The following is a 25472-nucleotide window of genomic DNA, read 5'->3' as shown; positions in this document are numbered from 1 at the left end:
CGCCTGGGGCACCTGGGGCGCCTGATGCGGGGCGTCGGCGGGGCGGGGGCCTAACGCCGGCCCCGGGGGAGGGCGCCTGACGCAGGGCGCCGGCCCGGGGCGCCCGGTCCGCCCCGTCCGCCCAGGGCGCCATCCGGACCGCCCGCCCCGTGGCCCCGACGTCCGCCCTGACCGGGGCGTTCCGCACCTCGCACCGACACCGACACCGCCCACGCCCACCGAACTCGACCCCCGCGCCCGTGCCGGGTCGGCCCGCCCGAGGGCCCGGCCGGTCCCTGAGCCCGGCGCCCCGAGTACCCCGGCTGCCGACTGCTCGGGCACCTGATGCCCCGCGCCATGTCGGGTCCGGCCCGCGCGGCACCCGAGTGCGGCCGGCGACGCGGGCCACCGGCTCCGGCACCCTACGACGGGCCTGCGGCCCGGGCCTCGGCCCCGTACCGCCGCCGCGTACCTCGTACCGCCGCGCACCACACCGCGCACCCGCACCGACGGACGACCGCGCGCACCACGAGACGCACACGCACCACGCACCGCGCGCCACTCACCGACCACCGCCGTACCGCGCCGCGCGAGTTGCCCCTCATCCCGCTTCCGTCCACTCACGAGACAGGACAGCCATGACCACATCCATGCCCCCGTCCGCATCACCGGCCCGAACGGCGTCGGCCACCGCACCGGTGGCGATCGACGTCACGGGGTTGTCGAAGGCGTATGGCGACAAGGTGGTGCTCGACGGCATCGACCTGCGCATCCCGGAGGGCACGATCTTCGCGCTCCTCGGGCCCAACGGCGCCGGCAAGACCACCACCGTGCAGATCCTCTCCACGCTCATCCCCGCCGACGGGGGCGAGGTCCGGCTCGCGGGGCACGACCTGGTGCGCGAGGCGGACGCCGTACGCCGGGCGATCGGGGTGACGGGCCAGTTCTCGGCGGTCGACAACCTGCTGACCGCCGAGGAGAACCTGCTGCTGATGGCGGACCTGAACCACCTGTCACGCCGCGAAGGGCGGCGCCGCGCGGCCGAGTTGCTGCGCCGCTTCGAGCTGACGGAGGCGGGGTCGAAGCCCGTCACCACCTTCTCCGGAGGGATGCGGCGCAAGCTGGACCTCGCCATGACCCTGGTCGGCGATCCGCGCGTCATCTTCCTCGACGAGCCGACCACCGGGCTGGACCCGCGCAGCCGCCGCACCATGTGGGAGATCATCCAGAGCCTGGTCGCCGAGGGCGTCACCATCTTCCTGACGACGCAGTACCTGGAGGAAGCGGACCAGCTCGCCGACCGGATCGCGGTGCTGGACCGGGGCGCCATCGTCGCCGAGGGCACCGCGCAGGAGCTGAAGGGCCGCATCCCCGGCGGGCACATCCGCCTCCGCTTCGCGGACGCCGAGGGACTGGCCGTGGCGGCCGGACTGTTCGGCACCGGCACGCCTGACGACGAGGCGCTGACCCTCGACATCCCCGGCGACGGCCGCATCCCCACCGTCCGGGCGGTCCTCGACGTCCTGGACGTCGCCTCGGTCGAGGCCGAGTCGCTCAGCGTGCACACCCCCGATCTCGACGACGTCTTCCTCACTCTCACCGGGAGCACCCGATGACCACTCTTTCCTACGCCGCGCGCGACTCCAGGACGATGCTGCGGCGCAACCTGAAGCACGCGCTGCGCTATCCGTCCATGACCGTCATGGTCGTGGCGATGCCGGTGCTGATGCTGCTGCTGTTCACCTACGTCTTCGGTGGCGCGCTCGGCACCGGGATCGGTCCGGCGGCGGCCGGCGCGGGAAGCGCCGAGTACATCGACTACCTCGCCCCGGGCATCATCCTGATGGCCGCGACCTCCGGGGCGCTCGCCACGGCCGTGTCGGTCTCGGTCGACATGACCGAGGGCATCGTCAACCGGTTCCGGACGATGGCGATATCGCGGGCGGCCTTCCTGACCGGCCATGTCGCCGGGAGCGTCATCCAGACGATGCTGAGCATCACGCTCGTCCTCGGCGTCGCCCTGCTGGTCGGCTTCCGGCCGAACGCCACCCCGGTCGAGTGGGCCGCCACCGCCGGCGTCCTGACGCTGCTCACCCTGGCGCTGACATGGCTGTCCGCCGGCATCGGGCTGGTCGCCAAGAACGTGGAGACCGCCAGCAACATCCCGATGCCGATGACGTTCCTGCCCTTCCTCGGCAGCGCCATCGTCCCCACGGACTCGATGCCGACCGGGCTGCGCTGGTTCGCCGAGTACCAGCCCTTCACACCGGTCATCGAGACGCTCCGCGGGCTGCTCATGGGCACGGAGATCGGCACCAACGGGATCGTCGCGCTCGGCTGGTGCGTCGGCCTCAGCCTGGTCGGTTACCTCTGGGCCCGCTCGGTGTTCAACCGCGGCGCTGTCCGCTGACCCTCCACCTCACTCCGACACTCTCCGACAAGAGAAAGCGACCACCATGAGCCAGGAAGTCACCGCATTACCCGCCGAGCGCCCCGCCGGCTGCCCCTTCGACCCGCCCGCCGAACTGGGCGCCCTGCGCGAGGAACGGCCGCTGACCCGGCTGCGCTACCCGGACGGGCACCTCGGCTGGCTGGCCACCGACTACGCCACCGTGCGCGCGCTCCTGGCGGACACCCGCTTCAGCTCGCGGCAGGAGCTGATGCACTTCCCCTTCCCCGGCGGCCCCGAGGGCCCGCTGCCGCCGGCGCCGGTCGGCGACATGACCGCGATGGACGCCCCCGAGCACACCCGCTTCCGGCGCCTGCTGGCGGGCAAGTTCACCGTCCGCCGGATGCGCCGGCTCACCGCGCGGGTCGAGGAGATCACCGCCGAGCACCTCGACGCCATGGAGCGCGGCGGACCGGGGGCCGAGCTGGTGGCGGCGTACGCGCACCCGGTGCCGGCCCTGATGATCTGCGAGCTGCTGGGCGTGCCGGAGGACGAGCGGGACACCTTCAAGCAGCGGGCGGCGGCGATCAGCGACCCGGGTGCGAGCCTTGACGAGCAGGTGGCGGCGATGGCGGGGCTCGGCGAGTTCGTCCACGCGCTGGCCCTGGCCAAGCGGGCGAGGCCGACGGACGACCTGTTGAGCGACCTGACCGGCACGGACCTGTCGGACGCGGAGCTGGCCGGCATCGGCAGCTTCCTCCTGGCGGCCGGCCTGGACACCACGGCCAACATGATCGGTCTGGGCACGTTCGCCCTGCTCCGCCATCCCGAGCAGGCGGCCCTCCTGCGTACCGATCCGGAGAGCGCCGACCAGGCGGTCGAGGAGCTGCTGCGCCATCTCAGCATCGTCCACACCGGCATCCGGACCGCGCTGGAGGACGTCGACCTCGACGGACAGCTGATCCGGGCGGGCGAGTCGGTCACCCTCTCCGTCCAGGCGGCCAACCGCGATCCCGCCCGGTTCGCCGAGCCCGACACGCTCGACCTGCGCCGCAGGGCGACCGGGCATCTGGCCTTCGGGCACGGCATGCACCAGTGCCTCGGCCAGCAACTGGCGCGCGTGGAGCTGAGGGTGGCCCTCCCGGCGCTGTTCCGTCGGTTCCCGACGCTGCGGCTGGCCGTGCCGCCCGAGGACGTGCCGCTGCGGGCACCGATCGGCATTCATGGAGTGACCCGGCTGCCGGTCACCTGGGACGAGAAGGGCTGAGCCGCCATGGGGACCGTGGACACCGTGGAGATACGGGTCGACCGTGAGCGTTGCGTGGGGGCGGGGATGTGTGCCCTGACTGCTCCCGACGTGTTCGACCAGGACGGCGAGGACGGCCGCGTCCTGGTGCTGGACGCCCGGCCGGCCGGTGGCCGTAGCGCCGCCGCCCGTCAGGCCGCCGGTTTCTGCCCCGCCGGGGTGATCACCCTGCTCGCCGGGGACGCCGTGCTCGCCGGGGACGCCGGGGACGACGGCACGCCGGGCTGAGGCCCCGTATGGCGGCCCGTACGACGGCCGTACGGCGACCCCAGGGCGGCCGGCACGGCGGCCGTACGGCCGGACACCGCCGTCCTGGGCCGTTCGGGTGAGCGCTCAGCGGACCGGGCGGCGGCGCCCGCGACGCCAGCGGAAGCCGAGGAACAGCAGGCCGAGGACGAGGACGACGATCCCGATGACGAGGAGGTACAGCAGGCCCTCCACGACTACGCCGATGAGCCCGAGGACGATCGCCACGATGACCAGCAACAGGAAGAACGCCATGGGGACGAACACCTCTCCTCTACTTCTCCGGGGGGTGGGCGGCCGGCGGGCGGCCGTCGGTGGCGGGGAACGTCAGCGGCGGGCGAGCTTCCGCTCCCCGTTGGCGCCCGGCCGGTAGGCCATGCCGTAGTGCTCGAAGATCCCGGCCTCGCTCTCGGCCGGCAGGACGTCGTCGGTGCCGATCGACGGGGCCTTGCGCACCTCCGCCTTGGGGTGCGACACCTTCAGGTAGTCCGGCCCGACGATCGCCTCGTCGAGCGGGACGAAGACCAGCCGCTGCCGGGTCGGCAACCCGGTCCGGACGGTGGCCACGGCGGGTTCGTCGGTCACGGTGTCCACATAGATGGCCTCCAGCACGCCGATCTTGTGCCCCTTGGGGTCCACGACGTCGTGGTTGCGCCACTCGCGGATGTCTGCTGACTGGATCATGCCTTCTGCCCTCTGAGCGGGTCCGTACGGTGGTTCTCGGTGTCCAGCCTCCGCCCGGGCGGCGCCCGCCGCCACCGCACGGCCCGGGACACCACCCGGGGGTGTACTGGCCGGACACGGATGCCTTATGTTGCGGAGGCAAAGCGAGGGGGACGGACGACGCATGGCACGGGACTACGACAGCCAGCTTCTGGAGTCGGTGGCCGTACGCCGGCGCAGAATGCGGGACGCGCTGCTCTTCGGCGTGCAGCGGGTCCGCCGCACGGCGGACGAACGGCTCGGCAAGGTGTTCGCGGGCATCGCCATCGCGGCCGTCCTGTGCGCCGGGTGCGTCGGGTGGTCCTTTCTCCAGCACACGCTCGCCAAGCAGAAAGCCGAGCAGCGTAAGCAGGAACAGCGCTACGAACAACCGGCGAAGCCCACGGAATCCCCCGATTCCCCCCAATCCGGCGATACCGAGAAAAGTGCGCAATAAAGGCCGACAACTCCCGTGCGGGGAATGGGGGAAAAGCCCGGCGACGCCGCCGTGGAGCGCGATCGAGCACGGTCGAAATGGCCCGAATCTTCCCGACGCCGCGATGATAGGTTCCCGTAAGTGGTGAGCACAGCAACGACTTCCCGGGCGCAATTGAGCCGGGTGACCCTGGTCGGCGAGCGTCGCCGGGCCGACATCGTCCTGCCCTCCGACACCCCGATCGGGCAACTGCTGCCCGACATCCTGCAGTTGCTGGACGACCGGGCCGCGTCCCGGCCCATGACCCGGCAGCTGATCACGTCCGACGGCTCGGCGCTGCCCCACGACAGCACGCTCGCGTCCGCCGGGGTCGCCGACGGTGCCGTCCTCCGGCTCGTCCGGGCGCACTCGGCGCCGCCCGCCCCCGTGGTGCACGACGTCACCGACCTGGTGGCCGACGACCTCGATCTCCAGTCCTGGCGCTGGCGGCCCGCCGCCCGCCGGGCCGGCGCGGGAGTCGCCACGGTCACTTTCGCGGTGGTCGCCGCGCTGCTGGCCCGCCGTGAGTTCGCCCCGGCCGCCCTGGCCGGCGTCCTCGCCGCCGTGACGGTCCTGCTGCTGGCGGCCGGGGCGCTCGTCGCCCGGATCGGCGGGGGCAACCGCGGCCTGGCCACCGCGCTGCTGCTCGCCTCCGGCGGGCTGGGCGTGCTCACCGCCTGGAACGCCGCCGACGCGCACGACTGGTCCGGCGCCGTCCGGCTGGCCGCCGTCGCGGGCGCCGTGGTGGTGACCCTGGCGATGCTCGGGTACTTCTCGCCGCTCGGGCGCGGCGGGCTCATCGGCGCGGGCGCCACCGCGGGGCTCACCCTGGTGTGGGAGGCCGTCGCCGCCCTCCAGGACGACCCGGCCCGGCTGGGCGCCGTCATGGCCGTCTTCTCCGTGGTGCTGCTCGGGCTGCTGCCCCGGCTCGCCCTGATGGCGTCCGGGCTCACCGCGCTGGACGACCGGCGCTCGGGCGGCGCCTCCGTCAGCCGCCACGAGGTGGGCAACGCCCTCGCGGCCACCCACCGGGGCCTCGCCCTGGCCACGATCGTCACCGCGGCGTCGGCCGCCGCCGGCGGCTGGCTGCTCACCCTGGCCGACCGGCCGACGATCTGGACGGTCGTGCTCCCCTCGGTGACCGCCGTGGTGCTGCTGTCCCGCGCCCGGGCCTTTCCGCTGGTCGCGGAGGTGGTCGCGCTCTTCGCCGCCGCGGGCGCCCTCGTCGTCCGGCTCGTCGTGCTCTGGATGGATCACGCCGGCGGCGCCGGCCCGCTCGCCGTGCTGTGCGCGGCGGCGGTGCTTCCGCTGGTGGTCCTGGCGGTCCAGCCGCCGGAGCACGTACGGGTACGGCTGGGGCGTACGGCCGATCTCGCCGAATCCATCGGCATGGTGGGGCTCTTCCCGCTGGCGGTGGGGGTGTTCGGCGTGTACGGGCAGCTCCTCGACAAGTTCTGAGACAAGCGGCAGCGGCAGGGCGGGAGAAGAAGGGCAGACATGCCGAACGGAGACAACTGGCAGGGCGACGTCCTGCGCGACCTGCGCGCGGGTACGGCGCGGCGCCCGGACGCACGCCCCGAGGCGTCCGGCGAGAGCGGCGACCCCCAGACCCCCGCCACCCCGCCGGCCCCCGCCGCCCCGCAGGCCGGCAACGCCCCGGCGGCCCCCGAGCCGTCCCCCGTACCCGGACCCGGAGCCGGACCCGGAGCCCCCGCCCCCGCCGGGCCCCCGGCCCCCATACCGCCGGCCCCCATACCTCCGGTACCGCAGGCCCCGGTCCCGGCCCAACAGCCCCCGGCCGCCCAGCAGCCGCAGACGCACCACACGCCCCACCCCACCCCGCACACCCACTCCACCCCGCACCACCCCACCCACAGCACCACCCCCCATCCCACCCCCACCCACAGCACCAACACCCACCCCACCAACACCCACAGCACCCCAACCCCCACGCACCCCGCGCACCCCACCCACCTCAACCAGCCCCCACGCACCCCCCGCCCCACCACCACCCCCGACTCCCGGCCCGTCGTCGACAAGGGGCTCGCCCCCGCCGCGCGGAAGCCGCGCCACGGGGAGCCGCTGACGTCCCGGACGGTGCGCGCCGTGCGGCGTACCGTCTCCTCCTCCGCCGCCCGCGAGGTCGCCGAGACCACCCGTACCGCCGAGACGCTCCAGCAGCCGGTGACCACCGGCCGGCAGATCGCCGTGACCTCCATCCGCGGCGGAGCCGGCAAGTCGACCGTCGCCGCGCTGCTCGGACTCACCTACGCGCACTACCGGCAGGACCCGGTCCTGCTGGTCGAGGCCGACCCGGCGCTGGGGTCGCTGCCCCTGCGGCTCGGCGCCGAGACGCTGCGGTGGACCACCGGCGACGTCGCCGGGATCGTCGAGCCGCAGATGTCCCTGCTGGACGTCACCGGGTACCTCGTCCAGCTCCCGGACAACGCCTGGCTGCTGCCCGGCAGCCAGGGACGCATCGGCGCGATGCTCGACACCAGGGCCTACGAGCGGGTCATGGTCGCGCTGCGCCGCTACTTCGGTGTGACCGTGGTCGACTGCGAGACCCTGCCCGCCGAGGTGGCCCGCGTCGCGCTGTCCGCGTCCCAGGCCCGCGTCCTGACCACGCCGGCCACGCTGGAGGGCATCACCAGCACCTACGCGGTGCTCCAGTGGATGCAGGGGCTGCCGAGGCACGTCATCGCGGGCACCGTGGTCGTGATCGGCGAACTCGTCCCGCACACCGGGATCGACCTGGACGAGGCCCGCGAGCGGCTGGCGTCGACCGGGGCGGGCGTCCACGTCCTCCCGTACGACCGGCATCTCGCGGCCGGCGGCGCCATCCGCACCGACCTGCTCGCCCACCCCACCCGGCAGGCCGCCACCCGCCTGGCCGCCGAGGTGTTCCAGCTCTCCCAGAAGCGCCACTGAGGGGGAGGGAGAAGCGACATCATGAGCACCCGGCTGATACACCGCCCGGCCAGGACCACCCGGCCGCCCGCCGCGTCCGAGGCGCGTTCCATCGAGGCGCCGCCCAACCTCCCCGAGGGCAAGGGCGGCAACATCGCGATGTCGCTGCTGCCCGTCGCCGGTGTGATGTCGTCCGTCGTGATGATGACGGTCGTCCGCAACAGCCAGTTCGCGGCGCTGGGCGCGCTGATCCTGGTCGTCACCATCGTCGGCTCGCTGGTGCTGGTGTTCTCGCAGCGCGGCAAGGCCCAGCGCACCCGGCGCACCCAGCGCGAGGCGTACCTCGCGTATCTGGAGGACCTGCGCGAGGAGCTGTCCGGCGAGGAGCGCGAGCGGCGGGAGCGCGCCGACGTCCTCAACCCGCCGCCGCACGCGCTGTACGACATCGTCCGCGACCCCGCCCGGCTGTGGGAGCGCCGCCGCACGGACGCCGACTTCCTGCGGGTACGGGTGGGCACCGGCGAGATGCCCGTACGCGACCTGCGGATCGCCGACCAGGGCGGCTCGTCCGTGCTGACCCCGCCGGACCGGTTCATGCTCAACGAGGCGTCCGCGCTGATGGACCGCTTCCGCACCGGCACCGAACTGCCGCTGACCGTACCGCTGGACCGGGTCGGCAACATCAGTGTCGTCGGCCCCCGCGAGGACTGCCTGCGGGTGGCCCGCGCCCTGATGGTGCAGGCCGCCGCCCTGCACGCCCCCGACGACGTGGGCATCGCGCTCGCGGTGCCCGGCGACCGGCTGGCCGACTGGGAGTGGGCCAAGTGGATGCCGCACCTGCTGGACACCGACCAGTTCGACGGGCCGGTCGCGGCCCGCCGCATCGCGCCGTCCGCGCCGCAGCTCGCCCGGCAGCTCGTCCCCGAGCTGCGCCGCCGCGCCTCGTACGCCGCCGAGGTGCGCCGCGGCCTGTCCGGCAAGGACGCGCTGTCCATGTCGTCCCGGCTGCTGGTGATCGCCGACGGGCACGGCGAGGACGCGGTCGACCTGCCGCGCCCCGACGACGCGGTCGGGCTGCGCGAGATGGGCGTGACCGTGCTGCACCTGCTGGAGCGGCGGGTGCAGGAGCCGGGCCACGTCGGGGTGCGGATCACCGTGGACGGGGACCGGGTCGCCATCGAGGACCTCCGCGAGGAGGAGCCGGTCGGCGCGCACGGCACGGTGGACGAGGTGACCACGCCGTTCGCGGAGGGGCTCGCCCGGATGCTGGCGCCGCTCCGCCTGTCGGCCGAGTCGCTGGTCGACGCGCCGCTGTCCGGGCCCGTCGACTTCGCCGACCTGCTCGGCATCGACGACGTGGCGGACCTCGACCTGGCGGCGCTCTGGGCACCGCGCGGCGAGCGCGCCTTCCTGCGCGTACCGATCGGCGTCAGCGACGCCCGCGAGCCGGTGCTGCTGGACCTGAAGGAGTCGTCCGAGCTGGGCATGGGCCCGCACGGGCTGTGCGTCGGCGCGACCGGCTCCGGCAAGTCGGAGCTGCTGCGCACCCTGGTCCTGGCGCTGGTCGCCACCCACCCGCCGGAGGACCTCGCGCTGGTCCTGGTCGACTACAAGGGCGGTGCGACGTTCGCCCCGTTCGCGGACCTGCCGCACGTCGCCGGGGTGATCACCAACCTGGAGAACCAGGCCGGGCTGGTCGAGCGGGTGCACGCCTCCCTCGCCGGCGAGGTCAAGCGCCGCCAGCAGGTCCTCAAGGACGCCGGCAATGTCGCGGACATCGGCGACTACGCGGCGCTGCGCGCCGGCAAGCGGCCCGATCTGGAGCCGCTGCCGCACCTGTTCATCGTGATCGACGAGTTCGGCGAGCTGCTCACCGCCAAGCCGGACTTCATCGACCTCTTCCTCTCCATAGGCCGCATCGGCCGCTCCATCGGCGTGCACCTGCTGCTGTCCAGCCAGCGCATCGAGGGCGGCAAGCTGAAGGGCCTGGACACCTACCTGTCGTACCGGCTGGGCCTGCGGACGTTCTCCGCCGACGAGTCCCGCACGGTGCTGGACACCACCGACGCGTTCCACCTGCCGCCGCTGCCGGGCTTCGGCTATCTGAAGGTCGACACCAGCCACTACGAGCGGTTCAAGGCGAGTTACGTCTCCGGCGCCTACCGCGGCCCGGTCCGCCGCGACCAGGACGAGGACACCGGCCCGCTCGCCCTGGAGTACGAGGCGTACAACACCCTCGGCGGGACCGAGGAGACCGGGCCTGCCGAGGCGGCGGTACGGCGCCGGGAGACCGGCCCGACCGAACTGGGCGTCATGGTCCGGCAGCTGGAGAGCGCGCCCACCGAGCCGGTGCGCCGGATCTGGCTGCCGCCGCTGCCCTCCGCGGTCGCCCTCGACCAGGTCGCGGGCCCGCTCGGTGCCGGCCCGCGCGGCATGCAGCTCGCCGCCCGCCGGGGCCCGCTCCAGGTGCCGCTGGGGCTCCTCGACGACCCGACCAGGCAGTGGCAGGGCCAGTGGTTCCTGGACCTCACGGTGGCGGGCGGCCACGCCGCGGTCATCGGTGGCCCGCAGTCCGGCAAGACCACCCTGCTGCGCACGCTGGTGCTGTCCCTCGCCCTCACCCACACCCCGCGCGAGGTCGGGGTGTACGGGCTCGACCTGGCCGGCGGCGGCCTGGCCGCGCTCTCCGGGCTGCCCCACGTCGGCGGTGTCGCGAGCCGCGCCGACCGCGAGCGCGCCGCGCGCACGGTCGAGGAGGTGCGGACCATGCTCGCGGTCCGCGAGGAGCTGTTCCGCGAGCACACCATCGACTCCGTGGAGCAGCTGCGCACCCTGCACGCGGCGGGCCGGCTGCCGCAGCTCGCCTCCGCCGAGATCGTCCTCGTCGTCGACGGGTTCGGCGCGCTGCGCGACGACTTCGACGAGCTGGACGACGCCGTGGTCGACATCCTGAAGCGGGGCGGCGGGTACGGCATCCATGTCGTCGCCGGCATGCTCCGCTGGAACGACGTGCGGATCGCCACCCAGTCGTACTTCGGCACCCGCGTCGAACTGCGCCTGAACGACGCCACCGAGACCAGCGTCGACCGCAAGCTGGCCGAGACCCTCTCGCCCGACGAGCCGGGGCGCGTCCTCACCGACGGCAAGCTGTTCGCGCAGGCCGCCCTGCCGCGTACGGACGGGCTGACCGACAACACCGAGCTGGGCGCCGTCCTGGAGCGCACCGCCCGGCAGATCCGCGCCGCCTGGAGCGGTGACGTCGCGCAGCCGGTGCGGGTGCTGCCGCACGTACTGGAGCCGCACCTGCTGCCGGGCCCGGTCGCCGAGCCGAAGCGGGTGCCGATCGGGCTGGACCAGACGGCCCTCGCGCCGGTGGTGCTGGACCTGTTCGAGCACGACCAGCACCTGCTGGTGATGGGTGACAGCGAGTGCGGCAAGACGAATCTGCTGAAGACGGTCGCCACCGGCCTCGTCGAGCGGTACGGCGAGGACGAGCTGGTCCTCGCCGTGATGGACCCGCGGCGCGGCCTGCGGGGCGTGGTGCCCGAGGAGTTCCTCGGCGGGTACGCGTACAACGCCAAGCTCTGCGGGGGCCTGGCCGCGGGCATCGCCACCGAGCTGGAGAAGCGGCTGCCGGACGACAGCGCCCGGCTGGAGGACCTGGAGCCGGGCAGCTGGGGGAGCGGGCCGCGGATCGTGGTCCTCGTCGACGACTACGACGTGCTGACGACGGCGGGTCAGGCGCCGCTCGCGCCGTTCCTCCCGTACATCCCGTCGGCGGTCGACATCGGCCTGCACTTCGTGGTGACGCGCCGCGTCGCGGGCGCCTCGCGCGGCATGTACGAGCCGCTGGTGCAGGGCCTGCGCGAGTCGGGTGCTTCGGCGATCGTCATGGCGGGCGACCGCAGCGAGGGGCAGCTGTTCCCCGGTGTGTACGCCTCGCAGCAGCCGCCCGGCCGGGGCGTGCTGATCCGCAGGGGCCAGTCGAACCGCCTGGTGCAGACGGTGTACACCCCCGACAACTAGCACCACCCCTGGCACAAGCCACCACGACACCACGACACCACGACGCCACGAAGGACTGGACGCAACCATGACCAAGGACGTCATCGCGCTCACCGCGCGCATGCCCGACCCGTGGACCGTGCTGGCGGGCCTGATGTCCGGCGGTCCGGACAAGCGGGTGGACACCGCGGGCGAGGACGCCGTCGTCCAGCTCTGCGACGAGGAGGGCCGGCCGCTGGTCTCCGTCGAGGCGCCGTTCCTCGTGCAGGTCGAGGGCGAGGCGGAGCGGCTGCTGGGCGCGGTGGCGCCGCCGGTGCCGTTCTGGTGGACCGAGGCGCGGGCGACGACCGGTGTGGCGGAGGCGGAGCGGCTCGCGGGCACTTTCGCGGCCCGGCTGGCGTCGCTCGCGGGCGGTTCGGCGTGGCCGCCGGACGCGGCGCGGTCGCTGGCCGTGGTGGCGTCGGAGGGCGTGGGCGTGGCCCCGCCCGCGGAGGCCGGGACGCCCGCGGTGGACGTGCTCACCGACCATGTCGCCGTGGTCATCCAGGACCGTCCGGTGGTGGCGATGACGGCCTGGCTGGCGGACGCCTTCCGCGCGGCGTCGGCGGGCGGGCTGGGGCTCCAGGTGGTCAGCCCGGCCGGTACGACGCTCTCGCCGGCCGCCCGGGAGACCTTGTCCGGCTGGCCGTCGCGGTGGGTGGTCCAGGACGAGCGGGACGGGTACTACGACGGCCTGTCCGGGGCGGTACTGGCCTGGCAGGACGGCATGTTCGCCCCGGTGGCGGCGGCCGACTCGACCGGGGCGGAGCCGCGCGCCCGGGTGGCCGCCACGTACCAGGAGGGTGTCGCCGACACCGGTGAGCGGCAGTTGGCGGTGACGTTCCGCACGGTGCACCCGGCGGACGACCGGCTGGTGCTGGGCGGCGCGCTGGAGGCGGTGTGGCGCGAGCTGACCGGGGCGCCCCCGGCCGGATGGGGGACGGCGGAGCCCGCCAACCTTCCGTGGTCGGTACGCCAGTTGACGGATGTGGCCTTCGAGCGGTCGCCTGAGTCCACTTGGGCGGTGGTGGTCGGCGGCCCGGAGCGGCCGGGACTCGCCACCGTACGCGTGAGCCGTACGAAGGCGGGCGTGGAGGAGGCGGTCACGCTGGCGTTCGGGTACGGGGCGGACGAGGAGCCGCCGCTGGACGCCCTGCCGAGGGCGGCGGAGGTGCTCGCCACCCGCCACCACCTGCAGTCGATGCTCGTACAGCTCCGCAAAGCCCGGCGCGACCTGGCCGTACCGCCGCGCTTCGAGGGACCGGGCGTTCCGGTGGCGTTCGTGCTGGGCGCGGAGGAGGTCAGGTCGCTGCCCGGCGACCGGGCCCGCAGGACGCCGCTGGAGGCCGCGCCGGTGCCCCTGGGCCCCAAGTCCCGGCCCGCGCTGTACTACCCGCTGCCCGGGGACCCGTCGGACCTGTCGGGCTGGCGGGACTTCGAGCGGCTGGTGCGGCACCTGAAGGGCGAGTGATCCCGGGACGATGTCATGTGTTCGTCACAGAGGGCCGCGGTCGCGTGATTGCTGATTGCACGAGCGACGCGTGAGTTGATAGGCATGTCGTACATTCGATCCAGTGGATCGACCATCGCAGCGGGGGTGAACCGATGAAGTTCGACATGGGGGCGCAGGTCCTGTCGACCCTGATGTCCCAGTCGCAGGGTTCGAGCAACGACCTCGGCCTGTTGATCCGTCAGCTGGTCCAGGCGGCGGCGCCGCTGGAGGGCAAGTTCAACGGTGCGGGCAAGGTGGCGTTCGACTCGTTCAAGTCGCGCTCGGACGAGATCACGGCCGCGCTGAACGGCTCGCTGGCGGCCATCCTGGGCGGCCAGTCGGGCATGGAGACGGCGTTCGGCACCGGTGACACGGAGCAGGGCGACAACGCGCGGACGCAGATGTCGTCGGCGAACTTCGACGCGGCCCGCTTCTCGGGCCGCTGATCCGATCCGTACACGGGGAGTTGATTGCTGATGGCTGCTGCGGGTAGCGACCGTCGTTCGTACGACACGGGTGCCTCGTCCGAGGCGCAGGTGAACATCCAGGCGGTGATCGCCCGCCTGGAGCAGGTGATCACGGCGCGTGACGCGCAGGTGAAGGCGGCGATGACCGACTTCGCCGCCGACGGCGTGGCGGACGAGTACCACGGCAAGGAGCTGCGCTGGAACTCGGCCTCCCAGGAGGTCCGCAACATCATCCAGCTGCTCAAGACGACGCTGGAGAAGAACGACGCGACGGCGCAGCAGACGCTTCAGCGCGCGAAGGCCGCCGTCGACAACATCGGCTGACGCCGGATCTGCTGGTAGCACGGGGGAGCGTTCATGACGGCGTGGGACATCCAGCCCCAGGGGGTCCAGGGCCAGTTGAAGGTCGTCGGCACGCACGCCGGTGACCTGGAGAAGGCCCTGACCGCCCTGGTCACGGACATGCAGCAGGCCGCGACGGCGGCGGGGACGGCGGTCCCGGGCTCGGCGGCGGAGGTTCCGCTGCAGGGCCCGACGGCCTCCGGCAAGCCGCTCACGCAGAAGGCGTCGGGCCCGGTGGGCGCGGCGCTCGCCCAGTACATGACCGAGCGGCAGAAGTCGCACTTCGAGCCCATGGCCAAGCGCATCCAGGCGGCGGTCATCGGCGCGGCCACGGCGACCAACGAGTACGTCGAGGGCGACTTGGACCAGGCCAAGGAGGCCCAGGACGCGGCCCGCCAGGTGCGCCTGGACCTGCTCAAGGAGCTCGGGGGGAAGAAGTGAGCGAGAACCAGCCGGTCGACCCCGCGGAGGTCCCCGTCTTCACCGGGGACCTCACCCTGCTCGACCAGAAGGTCAAGGCGCTGTCCGGCGCCGGCGGCAAGATCGCCACGGCCGCGGGCGACGTCCACACGTCCTTCGGCGGCCTGCGCTCCTTCTACAAGGCGCCCGAGGCGGAGCAGCTGTTCGCCACCACCCAGCCGGTGAAGGACAAGGCGCTCACCATCAGTTCGGACCTGTGCACCATCGCCGGTGCGCTCGGCTCGTACTCCCAGGAGATCACCCCGCTCAAGAAGAAGCTGGACGACCTGCGCGGGGACGCGGTCGCCTTCCGCGCGAAGATCGCCGACGACGACAAGTGGCGCGAGGACGGCGACCTCGTCGAGGAGAACAACAACCGCCGCAATGAGATCGCCGAGGTCTGGACGCAGTTCCAGGCCGCTGAGCGCACCGCCCACGCCAAGATCGTGGCGCTGGTCGGCGGCGAGGCGCTGAAGGTCAACGACGGTTCCAACGGCAAGGGCATGTACGGCTACGACGCCGAGGCCCTCAAGCAGTCCAAGAGCCTGCCGTGGGGCGAGGCCGTCGAGGAGTCCACACCGTGGTGGCAGGTGTGGGAGCACGCCTACGACTTCGGCAAGGGCGTCATCGTCGACGGCGTGTGGGGCACCATCAAGGGCCTCGGCACCCTGGTCGGCTTCCAGGGCTGGGACGCGGCCGGGCAGGCGTGGAAGGGCCTGGGGCAGCTCGCCACCGGCCTGGTGATCACGGCCAGCCCGCTGGGCGCGGCGTTCTGGATGGCGGACGACAAGGATCTTCCCGGCTGGATCAGGGACTCCCGTACGGCGATGAAGGAGACCGGCAAGGCGCTGGTCGCCTGGGACCAGTGGGGCTCCAACCCGTCCCGGGCGGCGGGCGCGGTCACCTTCAACGTCCTCACCACCGTGTTCACCGGTGGCGCGGGCGGCGCGGTGGCGGGCGCGGGCAAGGCGGGCGCGGCGGCGAAGGCGATCTCCTTCGCGGGCCGGGCCGGCCGGGCGATCGACCCCACCACGTACCTCTTCAAGGGCGCCGGCGCGGGCTTCACCAAGATCGGTGACGTGATGGCCGGCTTCAAGGGCATGGGCAACCTCAATGTGCCGCCCATCCCCGAGGGCGCGTTCGTCCTCCCGGAGGGCACGGTCGTGCGCCCCGACGGGACGGTCCACCTCCCGGACGGCACCCCGCTGCCCCCGGGCGCCATCGAGGTCCCGGCCGACACGGTGCGCCTCCCCGAAGGTACGGCGGTGCCGCCCGGCGCGGTCGACCTCGGCGACGGCATGGTCAGGCTCCCCGACGACGCCCCGGCCCCGGCGGGCTCGGTGCCGCTCCAGGAGGGCACGGTCGCGGTGCCCAAGGACACCCCGACGCTGCCGCCGGACGCGAACCCGCTCCCGGTGGCCGACGGCGATCCGCCCCGGTACATCGACAACGACGGCAACATCCTCGACGAGTCCGGCAAGGTCGTCGGCGACATCGAGAAGGCCCCGGTGGACGTGGTGGACCGCCCCGCCCCGGACGCGGGCGCGGACGTCCCGCGCGTCGACTCCCCGGCGAAGGTCCCGGCCATGGCGGGCGCGGCGGTCCACGCGGGCGACAACGCGCCCCTCCACCTGGGCGGCAGCCTGGACACCACCCTGGGCGACCTGGGCCGCGCCACCCCGGAGACCCCGCCGACCCCGGCGGGCGTGGCGGACAACACCCCGGGCGGCATGGCCGACAACCTGCCGACGTCCCAGGCGGGCAACAACCTCCCGGGCGGCGGAGCGGGCAACAACCTCCCGGGCGGCGGCGCGGGCGACCACCTGCCGGCCAACAACCTGGACACCCCCCGAGGCACCGGCGACGGCACCCCGCCCCCGCCCGGCGGCCACGGCGACACCCCGCCGGCCGGCGGCGGCGGCCGGGACGTCCCGCCGGGCGCCCCGGCGGCCGACAACGCGACCCCGTCCGGCGGCGGCCCCGAAGCCCCCACGGGCGGCGGCAACGGCCCCGGCCTCCCGGACACCCCGGGCACGAACGCCCTGGACGAGGCGGCGGCCGGCACGGACGACGCCGCGGCAGGCACGGGCGACGCCGCGTCCACGCCTCCTCGGGTGATCGAACGTCCTGAATTCATGGGTGACGGTGACCATCCGTACGGTCCCGCTCGTTCACTCTCGGACGAGCAGATAGCCGAGATCCAGGTCTACCGGGCCAACCACGAGGACGGGTACTTCGAGAAGTACTACGCGATCGACGGGCGGCGCCTGAACACCAAGGTCGTCGACGAAAGCCTGCGGGTTCCGCCGCAGCTCATCAAGGAGACGCCGGACGGGCCCTGGATCTCCGCCAAGAACGCTCCCCCGCCCATTCCCGAGCGGTACCTCGACGGGAAGGGCGCGTCCGGTACGCGCGCCAAGCCCGAGGTGGACGCGGACACGCTCCGGGTCCTGGACGAGGCTGCCGGGCGGCGCCGCAGTGCCATCGACGCGGCCCTGGCTGCGGAGAAGGTGAAGACGGGACACTCGGCGCTGCCCGAGGACGACGCCCTCCGGCTGGAAGCGCAGGAGAAGTACCGCGCGGCCATGCACGAGCAGACCAAGGCCACCGAGGCCTACGGAGAGACCGTCGCGGCCGAGCAGGTGGTGCCGCACCACTACGACGACATCGTCCGCCGGGAGACGCTCTACGGTCCGAAGAACGGCAATGATCAGTTCGACCAGGTGTACCTGCGCGAGGACGGCAAGTACGTCGTGGTCGAGGCCAAGTCCAACGTCAACACCGACCTCGGTTCGCGCAAGCTTCCGCAGGGTGGCCGGGCCATGCAGGGGTCGCGGGAGTACTTCCTCGACATCATCCAGCAAATGAAGGCTCGTGACCGTGAGTTCCCGAGTGAGAGCGTATTGGCCGAAGCCCTTGAGACTGCTCTCGATCAGGGCAAACTCGACTACATATTGGTCAAGGGCAAGTCGAATGGCGCCCTGTACGGTGGCTATGAGATGAAGAAGTTCGACATCCGGCTGCGCGACAAGAACGGGAATTTGGTGTGACGGAGACAGTGGTACGGCACGGTGAGCCCGGGCCCGACGACCAGAGGTATGCCGAATCCCGCGGCGCGGACCTGCTGCGGACGGTCGCCGCCTTGGAGACATCACCCGGCAGGCTCGACAGCGTGATGGACACGGCCCTGCTGCACGTGCAGGCCCGCCTGGCGGTCAACCCGGACGCCTCCGCTCTCCCCACCTGGGAGGCGACCGTCGCGGCGATGCAGGTCGGTTCCGCGCTCTTCACCGTGGCGGCTCGGTCCGAGGGCCCGGTCGAGTGTCGTATCGCCGACGAGGTGCGGACCCTGCCTGTCAGGGGGCCGGGGCTGTACTGCAAGCCGGGCAACTGGATGACGGCGTTCTGGCTTGCGGTCGTGTGTCGTGAGCAGGCGCGGATGACCGCACTGTGCGAGATCCCGTTGAGCCTGATGCGGGAGTCGGGTACCGAGTACGACGAGTTCGTCTACCTGTGGATCGATGCTCTCCAGACGTACTGGCTGGAACGCCCGGGGCTGGGCGAGAAGCTGCTGGCGGCGATCGAGGCGTCGTACCCGGAGAACATCCGGGTGGCCGACGTGGAGCTGGTGGAGAAGGTTCTGTACCAGCCGGTCAACCTCTTCCAGTGCTTCCTGCGCAAGGACCACGCGGCGTTCAACCAGGCACTGGTGGAGGCGCTGCAGCTGCACAAGTCGTACTGGACGGCCACCGAGCAGCGCGAGCGTAGCGTCGAAGGATACTTGGCGCTGGGCCCGCTGGCGATCGCGTGCCTCGCATACGATGCCGGTTTCCCGATCAACGTGGAGTCGGACTACCTGCCCAGCCAGCTGCTCAACCGCGCCTGGCTCGGCGAGTTCCCGACCTGAGGTCGCCGACCCCCATTGAGGATTCCCTTGTCCCAGCAAGTCACCCGCCACGGCATCCCGTCCGGCCCTGAAGCGGAGGCGTTGGCGCAGCGTCTCGCGGATCACCTCACGGTCCAGATCGATGAGTTGGAAGTCTCCACGGACCTGATCGAGGCGACGTTCAACACGTCCCTTCTGGTCCTGAACGCCCGCTGCGTCCTCGATCCGCGGGCGGCGCAGGCGGAGACCTGGGACGCCGTGGTCAACGCCATGCAACTCGGTTCGGCGGTGTTCGCGGTGACGGGTATCGAGGAGGGCACGGTCGAGTGCCGGATCGACCGGAAGGTCCGGACGCTGCCGGCCTCCGGCCCCTCCACGATGGCCGACGCCGGGCTGTGGCTGCAGGCCTTCTGGCTGGCGGTCGTCTGCCGTGAGCAGCAGCGCATGACGGAGCTGTGCGAGATTCCGCTGGAGCGTCTGCGTTCGTCGGACGGCCGCTACGACGAGTACGTCTACCACTGGGTCGACACGCTGCAGACGTACTGGCTGCGCCGCCCGGGGCTGGTGGAGAAGCTCACCACCACGATCCAGACCTCGGACCCGTCTGTCGCGACGACGATCCCCCGCGACATGCTCCAGGGCCTGATGTATCCGCCGATCAACCTCTTCTACCACTTCGTCCGCAAGAACGAGGAGGGCTTCGGCCCGGCCCTGGTGGAGGCGCTGAAGCTGCACCGGGCCTACTGGACGCTGACCGAGGACCGGGCCACCGACATCGACGGCACGGTCGCACTCGGCCCGCTGGCCATCGCCTGCCTCGCGTACGACGGAAAGCTCCCGTTCGACGTCGAGTCGGAGTACCTGCCCAAGCACCTCCTCGAGCACGGCTGGCTGGGCGAGTACCCGACGTAGGTGCATCACATGACTGCTGCTGAATCCCGTCGCGTCATGGACCGGCTGCATGCCATCCCGTGGGAAGCCGATTTCGACGTCTCACTCAGGCATGCCCGCTCACGGGCCCTGCTGATGCGCGAGTATCTCCGCCGGGCCGCCCACTGGGCTCGGGCGTACGGGGCCGAAGGCGTGTGGCCCTTCTTCGACATCGCGGAGTACGTCGATCCGTCCTCCATCGCGCTGGACGGGGAGGTCTCGGCCGAGCTCGAGGAGTACATCCACCGTCGCGTCGGCACACCCTCCATTCGGAGAGTGTGCCGCGGTGCGGTGCACTGGGCTGCGGTGCGCACCCAAACGAAGGTGCGGCTGCCTGACGTCCCGGACATGTACGAGCCGCTCCTGCTCATGTTCGAACGCGGCGGGGGTTACAGCATCGGCCAGTTCATCGATCTCGATGGAGTGGCCCTTCCTCAGGGGTCCCTGGACCAGCATCTCTCCGCTTCTCCCTTCCTGACGCTCCAGCCTGCGACGCTCGACGCTCTCGACGGCCGGGGGCGTACCACCTACTACGCGAAGATCAGTGAAGGCTTCCCGCGTAGCAGCCCGCGGGGCATCGTGCGGCGGCGGATCATCGGCCGCGGAAGCGAGACCCACGACGAGGCGTTCACGTGCAACCTGCGCTGGGAGCGGACCGAATACCTCAGGCGGTACGACCTTGGCCACCAGGAGATCGACCGCGTCAAGATCACCGAGATCGAGGCCGCCGCGCTCATCGAGTCGGCCATCAGCGGCTCGTGATCGCGGGCCTCCCGAGGCTGGAGGAACGGGTGACTTCCACGGCGAGGATCGACATCGACGATCCGGACGTCGACATGGACGGAGCCCAGCGTCTGCTCTACCGGGGAGCCCTCTACACCGGGGAAGTCGCCGAGTACCAGGGCGGGCACCTGATCAGCCTGGACGAGTACACCGACGGCGTCCAGGACGGATGGTCGCGGGAGTGGTACCGGGACGGGACCCTCCGTTCCGAGGGCTTCGTCCGGCATGGTCGGCCCATCGGGGAGTTCAGGGAGTGGTACTCCAATGGCGTCCTCAAGGAGCGGCAGTTCTTCGACGGCTCTGCGGCGTCGCTCCGTGAGACGGACACCTGGGACGAGACGGGCGCCCGGGTGTCCTCGTGGCGTCATGAGACCTGAGGGACGTCATAAGACCTGAGGGACGTCATAAGACCTGACCGGGCCCCGCCCGCCCGGCCCACGGCGCTACGACGGCCACTCCACCTTTCCGCCCGCCACCACCAGCGGCTCCGGCCGGTCGCACTCGTAGAAGCGGATCGACCCGAGGGCGACGCGGTCACCGGGGCGCACGTGCCCGTCGGCCGCACGCGCCGCCAGCCAGACCAGCACGTCGCCGACCTCGTCGAACTCGTCCGGGTGGACCTCCTGGCGTGAGGTCAGCGCCCACCCGCCGGAGGGGCGGCGGGCCAGCGCGGCGGTGAGGGCACCGCCCACCCTGTACGCCGCCCCGTGCCGGCCGAGCAGCGGGGCGGGGCCGTCCTCGCCTCCCGGTACGGCCCCCGCCCCCAGCCCCAAGTGCCCGCGCACCGCGCTGACTTCTGGCTCCGAGAGGTCGTCCCGCAGGTCGAGCGAGACGGTGAGTTCGTAGAGGTCCGCCATGCACGGCACCGTACCCGCACCGCGAGGGCCCCTGACGGGGGCCCCGGGTGCAGGGCTCAGCAGTACTTCGACGAACCGCTCGCGCCCCACGAGCAGGAGTCGGCAAGCGCGCCCGACGCCTTGCTCAGGTACGCAGTGTCGCCGTCGTTGTTCCACACGTACGCCGCGCGGCCCCAGTAGCGGTACCCCGCCGTGTTGGTGCCGCGGCCGGTGTGGACCTTCACGTACGACTTGGCGCCGATCGTGCCGCTGAAGGTGTACGTCCAGCCGGCCCGGTCCTTCAGCTTCCAGTTGCTGAGGGAGATCGCGGACGTGCTGGAGTTGTAGAGCTGCACCCACTCGCCGTTCAGCGACGCGTTGGAACGGTTGTCCGTGCCGGGCGAGTTGTACGACACCCGGTAGATGCTGACGCCCCCCGCCGCCTGCGCGGCCGGCGCGGCGGTGAGCAGTCCCCCGGCGAGGGCGGTGGCCACGACCGCCGCCGACGCTGCGAAACGAACCTTCAAGAGTCCTCCCCAAAGTGAACCGTGCGTTCCACGGCAGGCAAAGCACACCATGTGGTGATCTGGTTACTGGCCGGTTTCGCCTCATTCGCGGAGGCAGTGATGCATGACCACGAGTTCTCAGTGAGCGACACAGCGGTCGACGCCGCAGCGGTCGACGCCGCAGCGGTCGACGCCGCAGCGATCGACGACACAGCGGTCGACGACACAGCGGTCGACACCGCAGCGATCGACCCGTTGGTGATCGACCCCTCCGGCCGCGACATCCACGGTGAAGCGGCCCGCTTACGCGAACGGGGCCCCGCCACCCGTATCGCGCTCCCCGGCGGGGTCGAGGCGTGGGCGGTCACCGAACCGGCCCTGCTCAAGCGGCTGCTCACCGATCCGCGCGTCTCCAAGGACCCGCGCCGGCACTGGCCGGCCTGGATCGAGGGCCGCATCGCCCCGGACTGGCCGTTGTTCACCTGGGTCGCCGTCCGCAACATGTTCACGGCGTACGGAGGCGAGCACAGGCGCCTGCGCGCACTGGTCGCCAAGGCGTTCACCGCCCGCCGCACCGCCGCGCTGCGGCCGCGCGTGGAGGAGATCACCGCGCGGCTGCTGGGCGGGGTCGAGGAGGCCGGCCGGCGGGGCGGCGTGGTCGACCTGCGCGAGCTCTATGCGTACCCGCTCCCCATCCAGGTCATCAGCGAGCTGTTCGGGCTGCCCGACGACCGGCGGGACGAGCTGCGCGCCCTGGTCGACAGCATCTTCCACACCGCCGCCGACCCCGGCGAGGTCACCGCCACCTACGCCCGTCTCTACGCCGTCCTCGGCGAACTCGTCGCCATGAAGCGGAAGTCACCCGGCGACGACATGACCAGCGCCCTCATCGCCGCCCGGGACCACGAGGCGGACGAGGCCGGCGGCGACGGCAGTGCGGTCCGGCTCAGCGAGCAGGAACTGCTCGACACCCTGGTCCTGATGATCGGCGCCGGGCACGAGACCACCGTCAACCTCATCGACAACGCCATTCACGCCCTGCTCACCCACCCCGAGCAGCTCGCCCATGTGCGGGCAGGGCGCGCGTCGTGGGACGACGTCGTGGAGGAGACGCTGCGCTCCGACGCGCCCGTGGCCAGCCTTCCGCTGCGGTACGCCGTCGAGGACATCGCCCTGGACGACGGCCTCGTCCTCCGGCGGGGCGACGCGATCCTCGTCGCATACGCCGCGGCGGGCCGCGACCCCGCGCGGTACGGGAAGGACGCCGACCGCTTCGACGTGACCCGGCTCGACAAGGAGCACCTGGCCTTCGGGCACGGCGTCCACTACTGCCTGGGCGCGCCGCTCGGCCGCATGGAGGCCCGTATCGCGCTGCCCGCGCTCTTCGAACGGTTCCCGGACATGGAACTGGCCGTCCCACCGGCGGAGTTGAGCCCCGTGGAGTCGTTCATCTCCAACGGGCACCGTTCGCTGCCGGTGCGGCTCGGCGGCGTGTAGACGGCGGCGGCGAGCGGGGCGGCGCGGATGATCGCCGCGACGACGTCCCGGCCGCCGGGCGGACCGTACGCCGACGCGCCGGGCCGCCCGTCCGGCACCTCGGGCGGCACCTCGGGCGGCGCCCCGGACTGCGTCCCGTACAACTCCCCGGACGGCGTCACGGCCGCGTGTACTGACTGTGGCTGCGGCGCCTGCGCGGGCAGGCGTGGGCGGCGGCGAGCAGCGCCTGGATACGGTCGCCGAAGTCGGCCGCCCGGCGCAACGGCGCCCGGAACGGCAGCCGTACGTCGGCGTGGGCGCGGGCGTGCTCGAGCCGCAGCGTCACCCCGTACCGGTCGATGCCCACCGGCACCACGCGCCGCACCCCGTGCAGGTGGCGCGGCTCGACCAGCCGCGTGAGGTGCGCGACCGCGTCGGGGTGGTCGTCCGTCAGGTGCAGGAGCAACGCCGCCTCGTGGCCGGCCAGCGGGTCGGCCTCGGCGAGCACCAGCTCGTCCAGGCCGACGCCGTACGCGCCGTCCCCCGTGTCGAGCGTCGCCCGCACCGGGTCCAGCCGCAGGACGAGACCGTCCTCCGTGCCGCGTGCCCCGTCCTCGTGGGTGAGCCACCCGGAGAGCGTCACCCGTGCCCGGACCCGGTCCCGTACGGACGTCGGCGTCACGTCGGTGAACTGGAGCATGGCGGCGAGGTCGCCCCGCGGCGCGCAGGCCACGGCGGCGGCGAGGCGGCAGTAGTCGGGGAGGCGGAGGGTGAGTCTGCCGCGCGCGTCGAGGGAGTGGGCGCCGGCCAGATCGCAGCTGTACCCGTCCGTGGTCACCGTCAGGGAACGCGCGGCGGACAGCACGGACCGCACCCGCTCCGCGGGGGACGGCTCGGACGGCCGGGCATCGGCGCGACGACTCATCAGTGCTCCTCATCGCTCTTAGGTAAGGCTTGCCTAACCTAGCGGAGGAGGGGCGTCCCGCGCCACCGCACCGGCGCGATCTCGCCACCCGGCCACGACGCCGACGTCCGGATCCGGGCGGTGTCCGGCATCCGGCGCCCATCCGGCCGGGCCCGCCCCGGCCACTACGCTGTGCCCGCCCACCCCACCACTCCCGCCCTACGCGACCACCCCAGGAGCCCCTGTGACCGTCACCGCGGCCCGCCGTGCCTGGCTGACCGACCTGCCCGTCCTGCTGGTCGCCGTGGTCTGGGGCTCCAGCTACCTCGCCGCCAAGGGCGTCACCACGGGTCAGACGGTGCTGGCGGTCCTGGTGTTGCGGTTCGCCGTCGTGCTGCCCGTCCTCGTCGTGACCGGGTGGCGCCGGCTCCGCGCGCTGAACGGCCCGCAGCTGCGCGGAGCCGGTCTCCTCGGCCTGATCCTGGCGGCGATCTTCGTACTGGAGACGTACGGGGTCGTGCACACCTCCGCGACCAACGCAGGGCTGATCATCAGCCTCACCATGGTCCTCACCCCGGTCGCGGAGAGCCGGCTGAACGGCACCCGTCTGCCGCGGCCGTTCGTCGCGGCGGCCGGGCTCTCCGTCCTGGGCGTGGTGCTGCTGACGCAGGGCGCGGGCTTCAGCGAACCGTCGCTGGGCGACCTGCTGATGCTGGGCGCGGCCCTCGCCCGTACCGTGCACGTCCTCGCGATGTCACGGATGCGGTCGGTGCGCGGCGCGGACGCCATGTCGCTGACGACCGTCCAGCTGGGCGGCGCGGTGCTGGTCTTCGCCGTGCTGTGCGCCGTCCCCGGCACGGGCGCGACCCCGTGGGCCGCCGCCGCCGGATTCGGCGCCGCCGACTGGGCGTGGCTGCTGTACCTGTCGGTGTTCTGCACGCTGTTCGCCTTCTTCGTGCAGATGTGGGCCGTACGCCGCACCTCGCCGTCGCGGGTCAGCCTGCTGCTCGGTACGGAACCGGTGTGGGCGGCCGTCGTCGGCATCGCCCTGGCCGGCGACCGGCCGGGGCCGCTGGGCCTGCTGGGCGTGGTGCTGATCCTCGCGGGCACGGCATGGGGCCGTACGGCCGCCGACCCCGCCGCACGTAAGGCCCCGGTACGGGCCGATGCCCCGGCACGGGAGGACGCTCCCGTACGGAACGACGCCCCCGTACGGGAGGACGCTCCCGTACGGGACGAGGCCGCCGTACGGGAGGGCGCCCCCGTACGGAACGACGCTCCCGTACGGGACGAGGCCGCCGTACCGTAAACCGTCCCCCGATCCGGACTCCGGGCATCCG

At 72.6% G+C, this 25472-nt stretch carries 25 protein-coding genes; 19 read left to right on the top strand and 6 right to left on the bottom strand.

Annotated features, from left to right (window positions below):
• The first annotated feature begins 629 nt into the window (after positions 1 to 629).
• Genes ACF08D_RS21525 through ACF08D_RS21510 form a run of 4 tightly spaced genes read left to right on the top strand, consistent with a single transcriptional unit; the run spans position 630 to position 3902 of the window.
• Positions 630 to 1595, top strand: a complete 966-nt coding sequence (locus ACF08D_RS21525) for an ATP-binding cassette domain-containing protein (RefSeq protein ID WP_392224716.1) — start codon at positions 630 to 632, stop codon at positions 1593 to 1595.
• A complete protein-coding gene (locus ACF08D_RS21520; protein ID WP_392224349.1) occupies positions 1592 to 2389 on the top strand; it encodes an ABC transporter permease in 798 nt (265 codons plus the stop codon). The genes ACF08D_RS21525 and ACF08D_RS21520 overlap by 4 nt, the downstream gene beginning before the upstream one ends.
• 46 nt (positions 2390 to 2435) lie before the next feature.
• Complete coding sequence (locus ACF08D_RS21515; protein WP_392224348.1) at positions 2436 to 3635, top strand: cytochrome P450; 1200 nt, start codon at positions 2436 to 2438, stop codon at positions 3633 to 3635.
• A gap of 6 nt (positions 3636 to 3641) precedes the next feature.
• Complete coding sequence (locus ACF08D_RS21510; protein WP_392224347.1) at positions 3642 to 3902, top strand: ferredoxin; 261 nt, start codon at positions 3642 to 3644, stop codon at positions 3900 to 3902.
• Positions 3903 to 4007: 105 nt separating this feature from the next.
• On the opposite strand, the gene ACF08D_RS21505 is transcribed toward ACF08D_RS21510, so the two are convergent.
• Positions 4008 to 4175: a hypothetical protein gene (locus ACF08D_RS21505; protein WP_392224346.1), complete on the bottom strand. Its 168-nt coding sequence runs from the start codon at positions 4173 to 4175 to the stop codon at positions 4008 to 4010.
• A 72-nt stretch (positions 4176 to 4247) separates the two neighbouring features.
• Positions 4248 to 4604 carry a PRC-barrel domain-containing protein gene (locus ACF08D_RS21500; RefSeq protein ID WP_392224345.1) on the bottom strand — a complete coding sequence of 119 codons (357 nt, stop codon included), beginning with the start codon at positions 4602 to 4604 and terminating at the stop codon, positions 4248 to 4250.
• A 163-nt stretch (positions 4605 to 4767) separates the two neighbouring features.
• On the opposite strand from ACF08D_RS21500, the gene ACF08D_RS21495 reads away from it, so the two are divergent.
• The 13 genes from ACF08D_RS21495 to ACF08D_RS21435 all read left to right on the top strand — a co-directional run bounded on the left by ACF08D_RS21495 (position 4768) and on the right by ACF08D_RS21435 (position 20787).
• A complete protein-coding gene (locus ACF08D_RS21495; RefSeq protein WP_392224344.1) occupies positions 4768 to 5079 on the top strand; it encodes a hypothetical protein in 312 nt (103 codons plus the stop codon).
• A 120-nt stretch (positions 5080 to 5199) separates the two neighbouring features.
• Positions 5200 to 6555: a type VII secretion integral membrane protein EccD gene (gene eccD / locus ACF08D_RS21490; RefSeq protein ID WP_392224343.1), complete on the top strand. Its 1356-nt coding sequence runs from the start codon at positions 5200 to 5202 to the stop codon at positions 6553 to 6555.
• A gap of 39 nt (positions 6556 to 6594) precedes the next feature.
• On the top strand, positions 6595 to 8028 hold the full coding sequence (locus ACF08D_RS21485; protein WP_392224342.1) for a MinD/ParA family protein: 1434 nt from the start codon (positions 6595 to 6597) through the stop codon (positions 8026 to 8028).
• A gap of 21 nt (positions 8029 to 8049) precedes the next feature.
• A complete protein-coding gene (gene eccCa / locus ACF08D_RS21480; RefSeq protein WP_392224341.1) occupies positions 8050 to 12033 on the top strand; it encodes a type VII secretion protein EccCa in 3984 nt (1327 codons plus the stop codon).
• Positions 12034 to 12100: 67 nt separating this feature from the next.
• Positions 12101 to 13522 (top strand): DUF6177 family protein, encoded by a 1422-nt coding sequence (locus ACF08D_RS21475; protein ID WP_392224340.1) that lies wholly within the window; start codon positions 12101 to 12103, stop codon positions 13520 to 13522.
• Positions 13523 to 13656: 134 nt separating this feature from the next.
• The gene (locus tag ACF08D_RS21470) at positions 13657 to 13989 is read left to right on the top strand and encodes a hypothetical protein (RefSeq protein WP_392224339.1); all 333 of its coding nucleotides are present in this window, start codon (positions 13657 to 13659) and stop codon (positions 13987 to 13989) included.
• A 30-nt stretch (positions 13990 to 14019) separates the two neighbouring features.
• Entirely contained in the window at positions 14020 to 14334 is a 315-nt protein-coding gene (locus tag ACF08D_RS21465) for a pore-forming ESAT-6 family protein (protein WP_392224338.1), read from the top strand.
• Between the two features lie 33 nt (positions 14335 to 14367).
• Positions 14368 to 14793, top strand: a complete 426-nt coding sequence (locus ACF08D_RS21460) for a DUF6507 family protein (protein ID WP_392224337.1) — start codon at positions 14368 to 14370, stop codon at positions 14791 to 14793.
• Positions 14790 to 17861, top strand: a complete 3072-nt coding sequence (locus ACF08D_RS21455; RefSeq protein WP_392224336.1) for a hypothetical protein — start codon at positions 14790 to 14792, stop codon at positions 17859 to 17861. Before ACF08D_RS21460 ends, ACF08D_RS21455 begins: the two co-directional genes overlap by 4 nt.
• A complete protein-coding gene (locus tag ACF08D_RS21450) occupies positions 17858 to 18718 on the top strand; it encodes an immunity 49 family protein (protein ID WP_392224335.1) in 861 nt (286 codons plus the stop codon). Before ACF08D_RS21455 ends, ACF08D_RS21450 begins: the two co-directional genes overlap by 4 nt.
• Before the next feature lie 27 nt (positions 18719 to 18745).
• Positions 18746 to 19609, top strand: a complete 864-nt coding sequence (locus ACF08D_RS21445) for an immunity 49 family protein (protein ID WP_392224334.1) — start codon at positions 18746 to 18748, stop codon at positions 19607 to 19609.
• Positions 19610 to 19618: 9 nt separating this feature from the next.
• Positions 19619 to 20389: a hypothetical protein gene (locus ACF08D_RS21440; protein WP_392224333.1), complete on the top strand. Its 771-nt coding sequence runs from the start codon at positions 19619 to 19621 to the stop codon at positions 20387 to 20389.
• A gap of 29 nt (positions 20390 to 20418) precedes the next feature.
• On the top strand, positions 20419 to 20787 hold the full coding sequence (locus ACF08D_RS21435; RefSeq protein WP_392224332.1) for a toxin-antitoxin system YwqK family antitoxin: 369 nt from the start codon (positions 20419 to 20421) through the stop codon (positions 20785 to 20787).
• A gap of 66 nt (positions 20788 to 20853) precedes the next feature.
• On the opposite strand, the gene ACF08D_RS21430 is transcribed toward ACF08D_RS21435, so the two are convergent.
• The 3 genes from ACF08D_RS21430 to ACF08D_RS21420 form a co-directional block, all read right to left on the bottom strand.
• Positions 20854 to 21267, bottom strand: a complete 414-nt coding sequence (locus tag ACF08D_RS21430) for a hypothetical protein (RefSeq protein ID WP_392224331.1) — start codon at positions 21265 to 21267, stop codon at positions 20854 to 20856.
• 56 nt (positions 21268 to 21323) lie between these two features.
• Positions 21324 to 21773: a lamin tail domain-containing protein gene (locus ACF08D_RS21425; RefSeq protein ID WP_392224330.1), complete on the bottom strand. Its 450-nt coding sequence runs from the start codon at positions 21771 to 21773 to the stop codon at positions 21324 to 21326.
• Positions 21774 to 21890: 117 nt separating this feature from the next.
• The gene (locus ACF08D_RS21420; RefSeq protein WP_392224329.1) at positions 21891 to 22040 is read right to left on the bottom strand and encodes a hypothetical protein; all 150 of its coding nucleotides are present in this window, start codon (positions 22038 to 22040) and stop codon (positions 21891 to 21893) included.
• Between ACF08D_RS21420 and ACF08D_RS21415 the strand changes: the two genes are divergently transcribed.
• Positions 22035 to 23249, top strand: a complete 1215-nt coding sequence (locus ACF08D_RS21415) for a cytochrome P450 (RefSeq protein ID WP_392224714.1) — start codon at positions 22035 to 22037, stop codon at positions 23247 to 23249. The two genes, ACF08D_RS21420 and ACF08D_RS21415, sit on opposite strands and share 6 nt — an antisense overlap.
• A gap of 157 nt (positions 23250 to 23406) precedes the next feature.
• Here ACF08D_RS21415 and ACF08D_RS21410 read toward each other — a convergent pair whose 3' ends face one another.
• Positions 23407 to 24153: a DUF2470 domain-containing protein gene (locus ACF08D_RS21410; protein WP_392224328.1), complete on the bottom strand. Its 747-nt coding sequence runs from the start codon at positions 24151 to 24153 to the stop codon at positions 23407 to 23409.
• A 223-nt stretch (positions 24154 to 24376) separates the two neighbouring features.
• On the opposite strand from ACF08D_RS21410, the gene ACF08D_RS21405 reads away from it, so the two are divergent.
• On the top strand, positions 24377 to 25441 hold the full coding sequence (locus ACF08D_RS21405; RefSeq protein WP_392224327.1) for a DMT family transporter: 1065 nt from the start codon (positions 24377 to 24379) through the stop codon (positions 25439 to 25441).
• The last annotated feature ends 31 nt before the right edge of the window (positions 25442 to 25472 follow it).

It is taken from the genome of Streptomyces sp. NPDC015131 (assembly GCF_043079975.1).
Taxonomy (GTDB): Bacteria; Actinomycetota; Actinomycetes; order Streptomycetales; family Streptomycetaceae; genus Streptomyces.
Note: the sequence above shows the minus strand (reverse complement) of the source record. Positions and strands in the feature narration are given on the sequence as shown.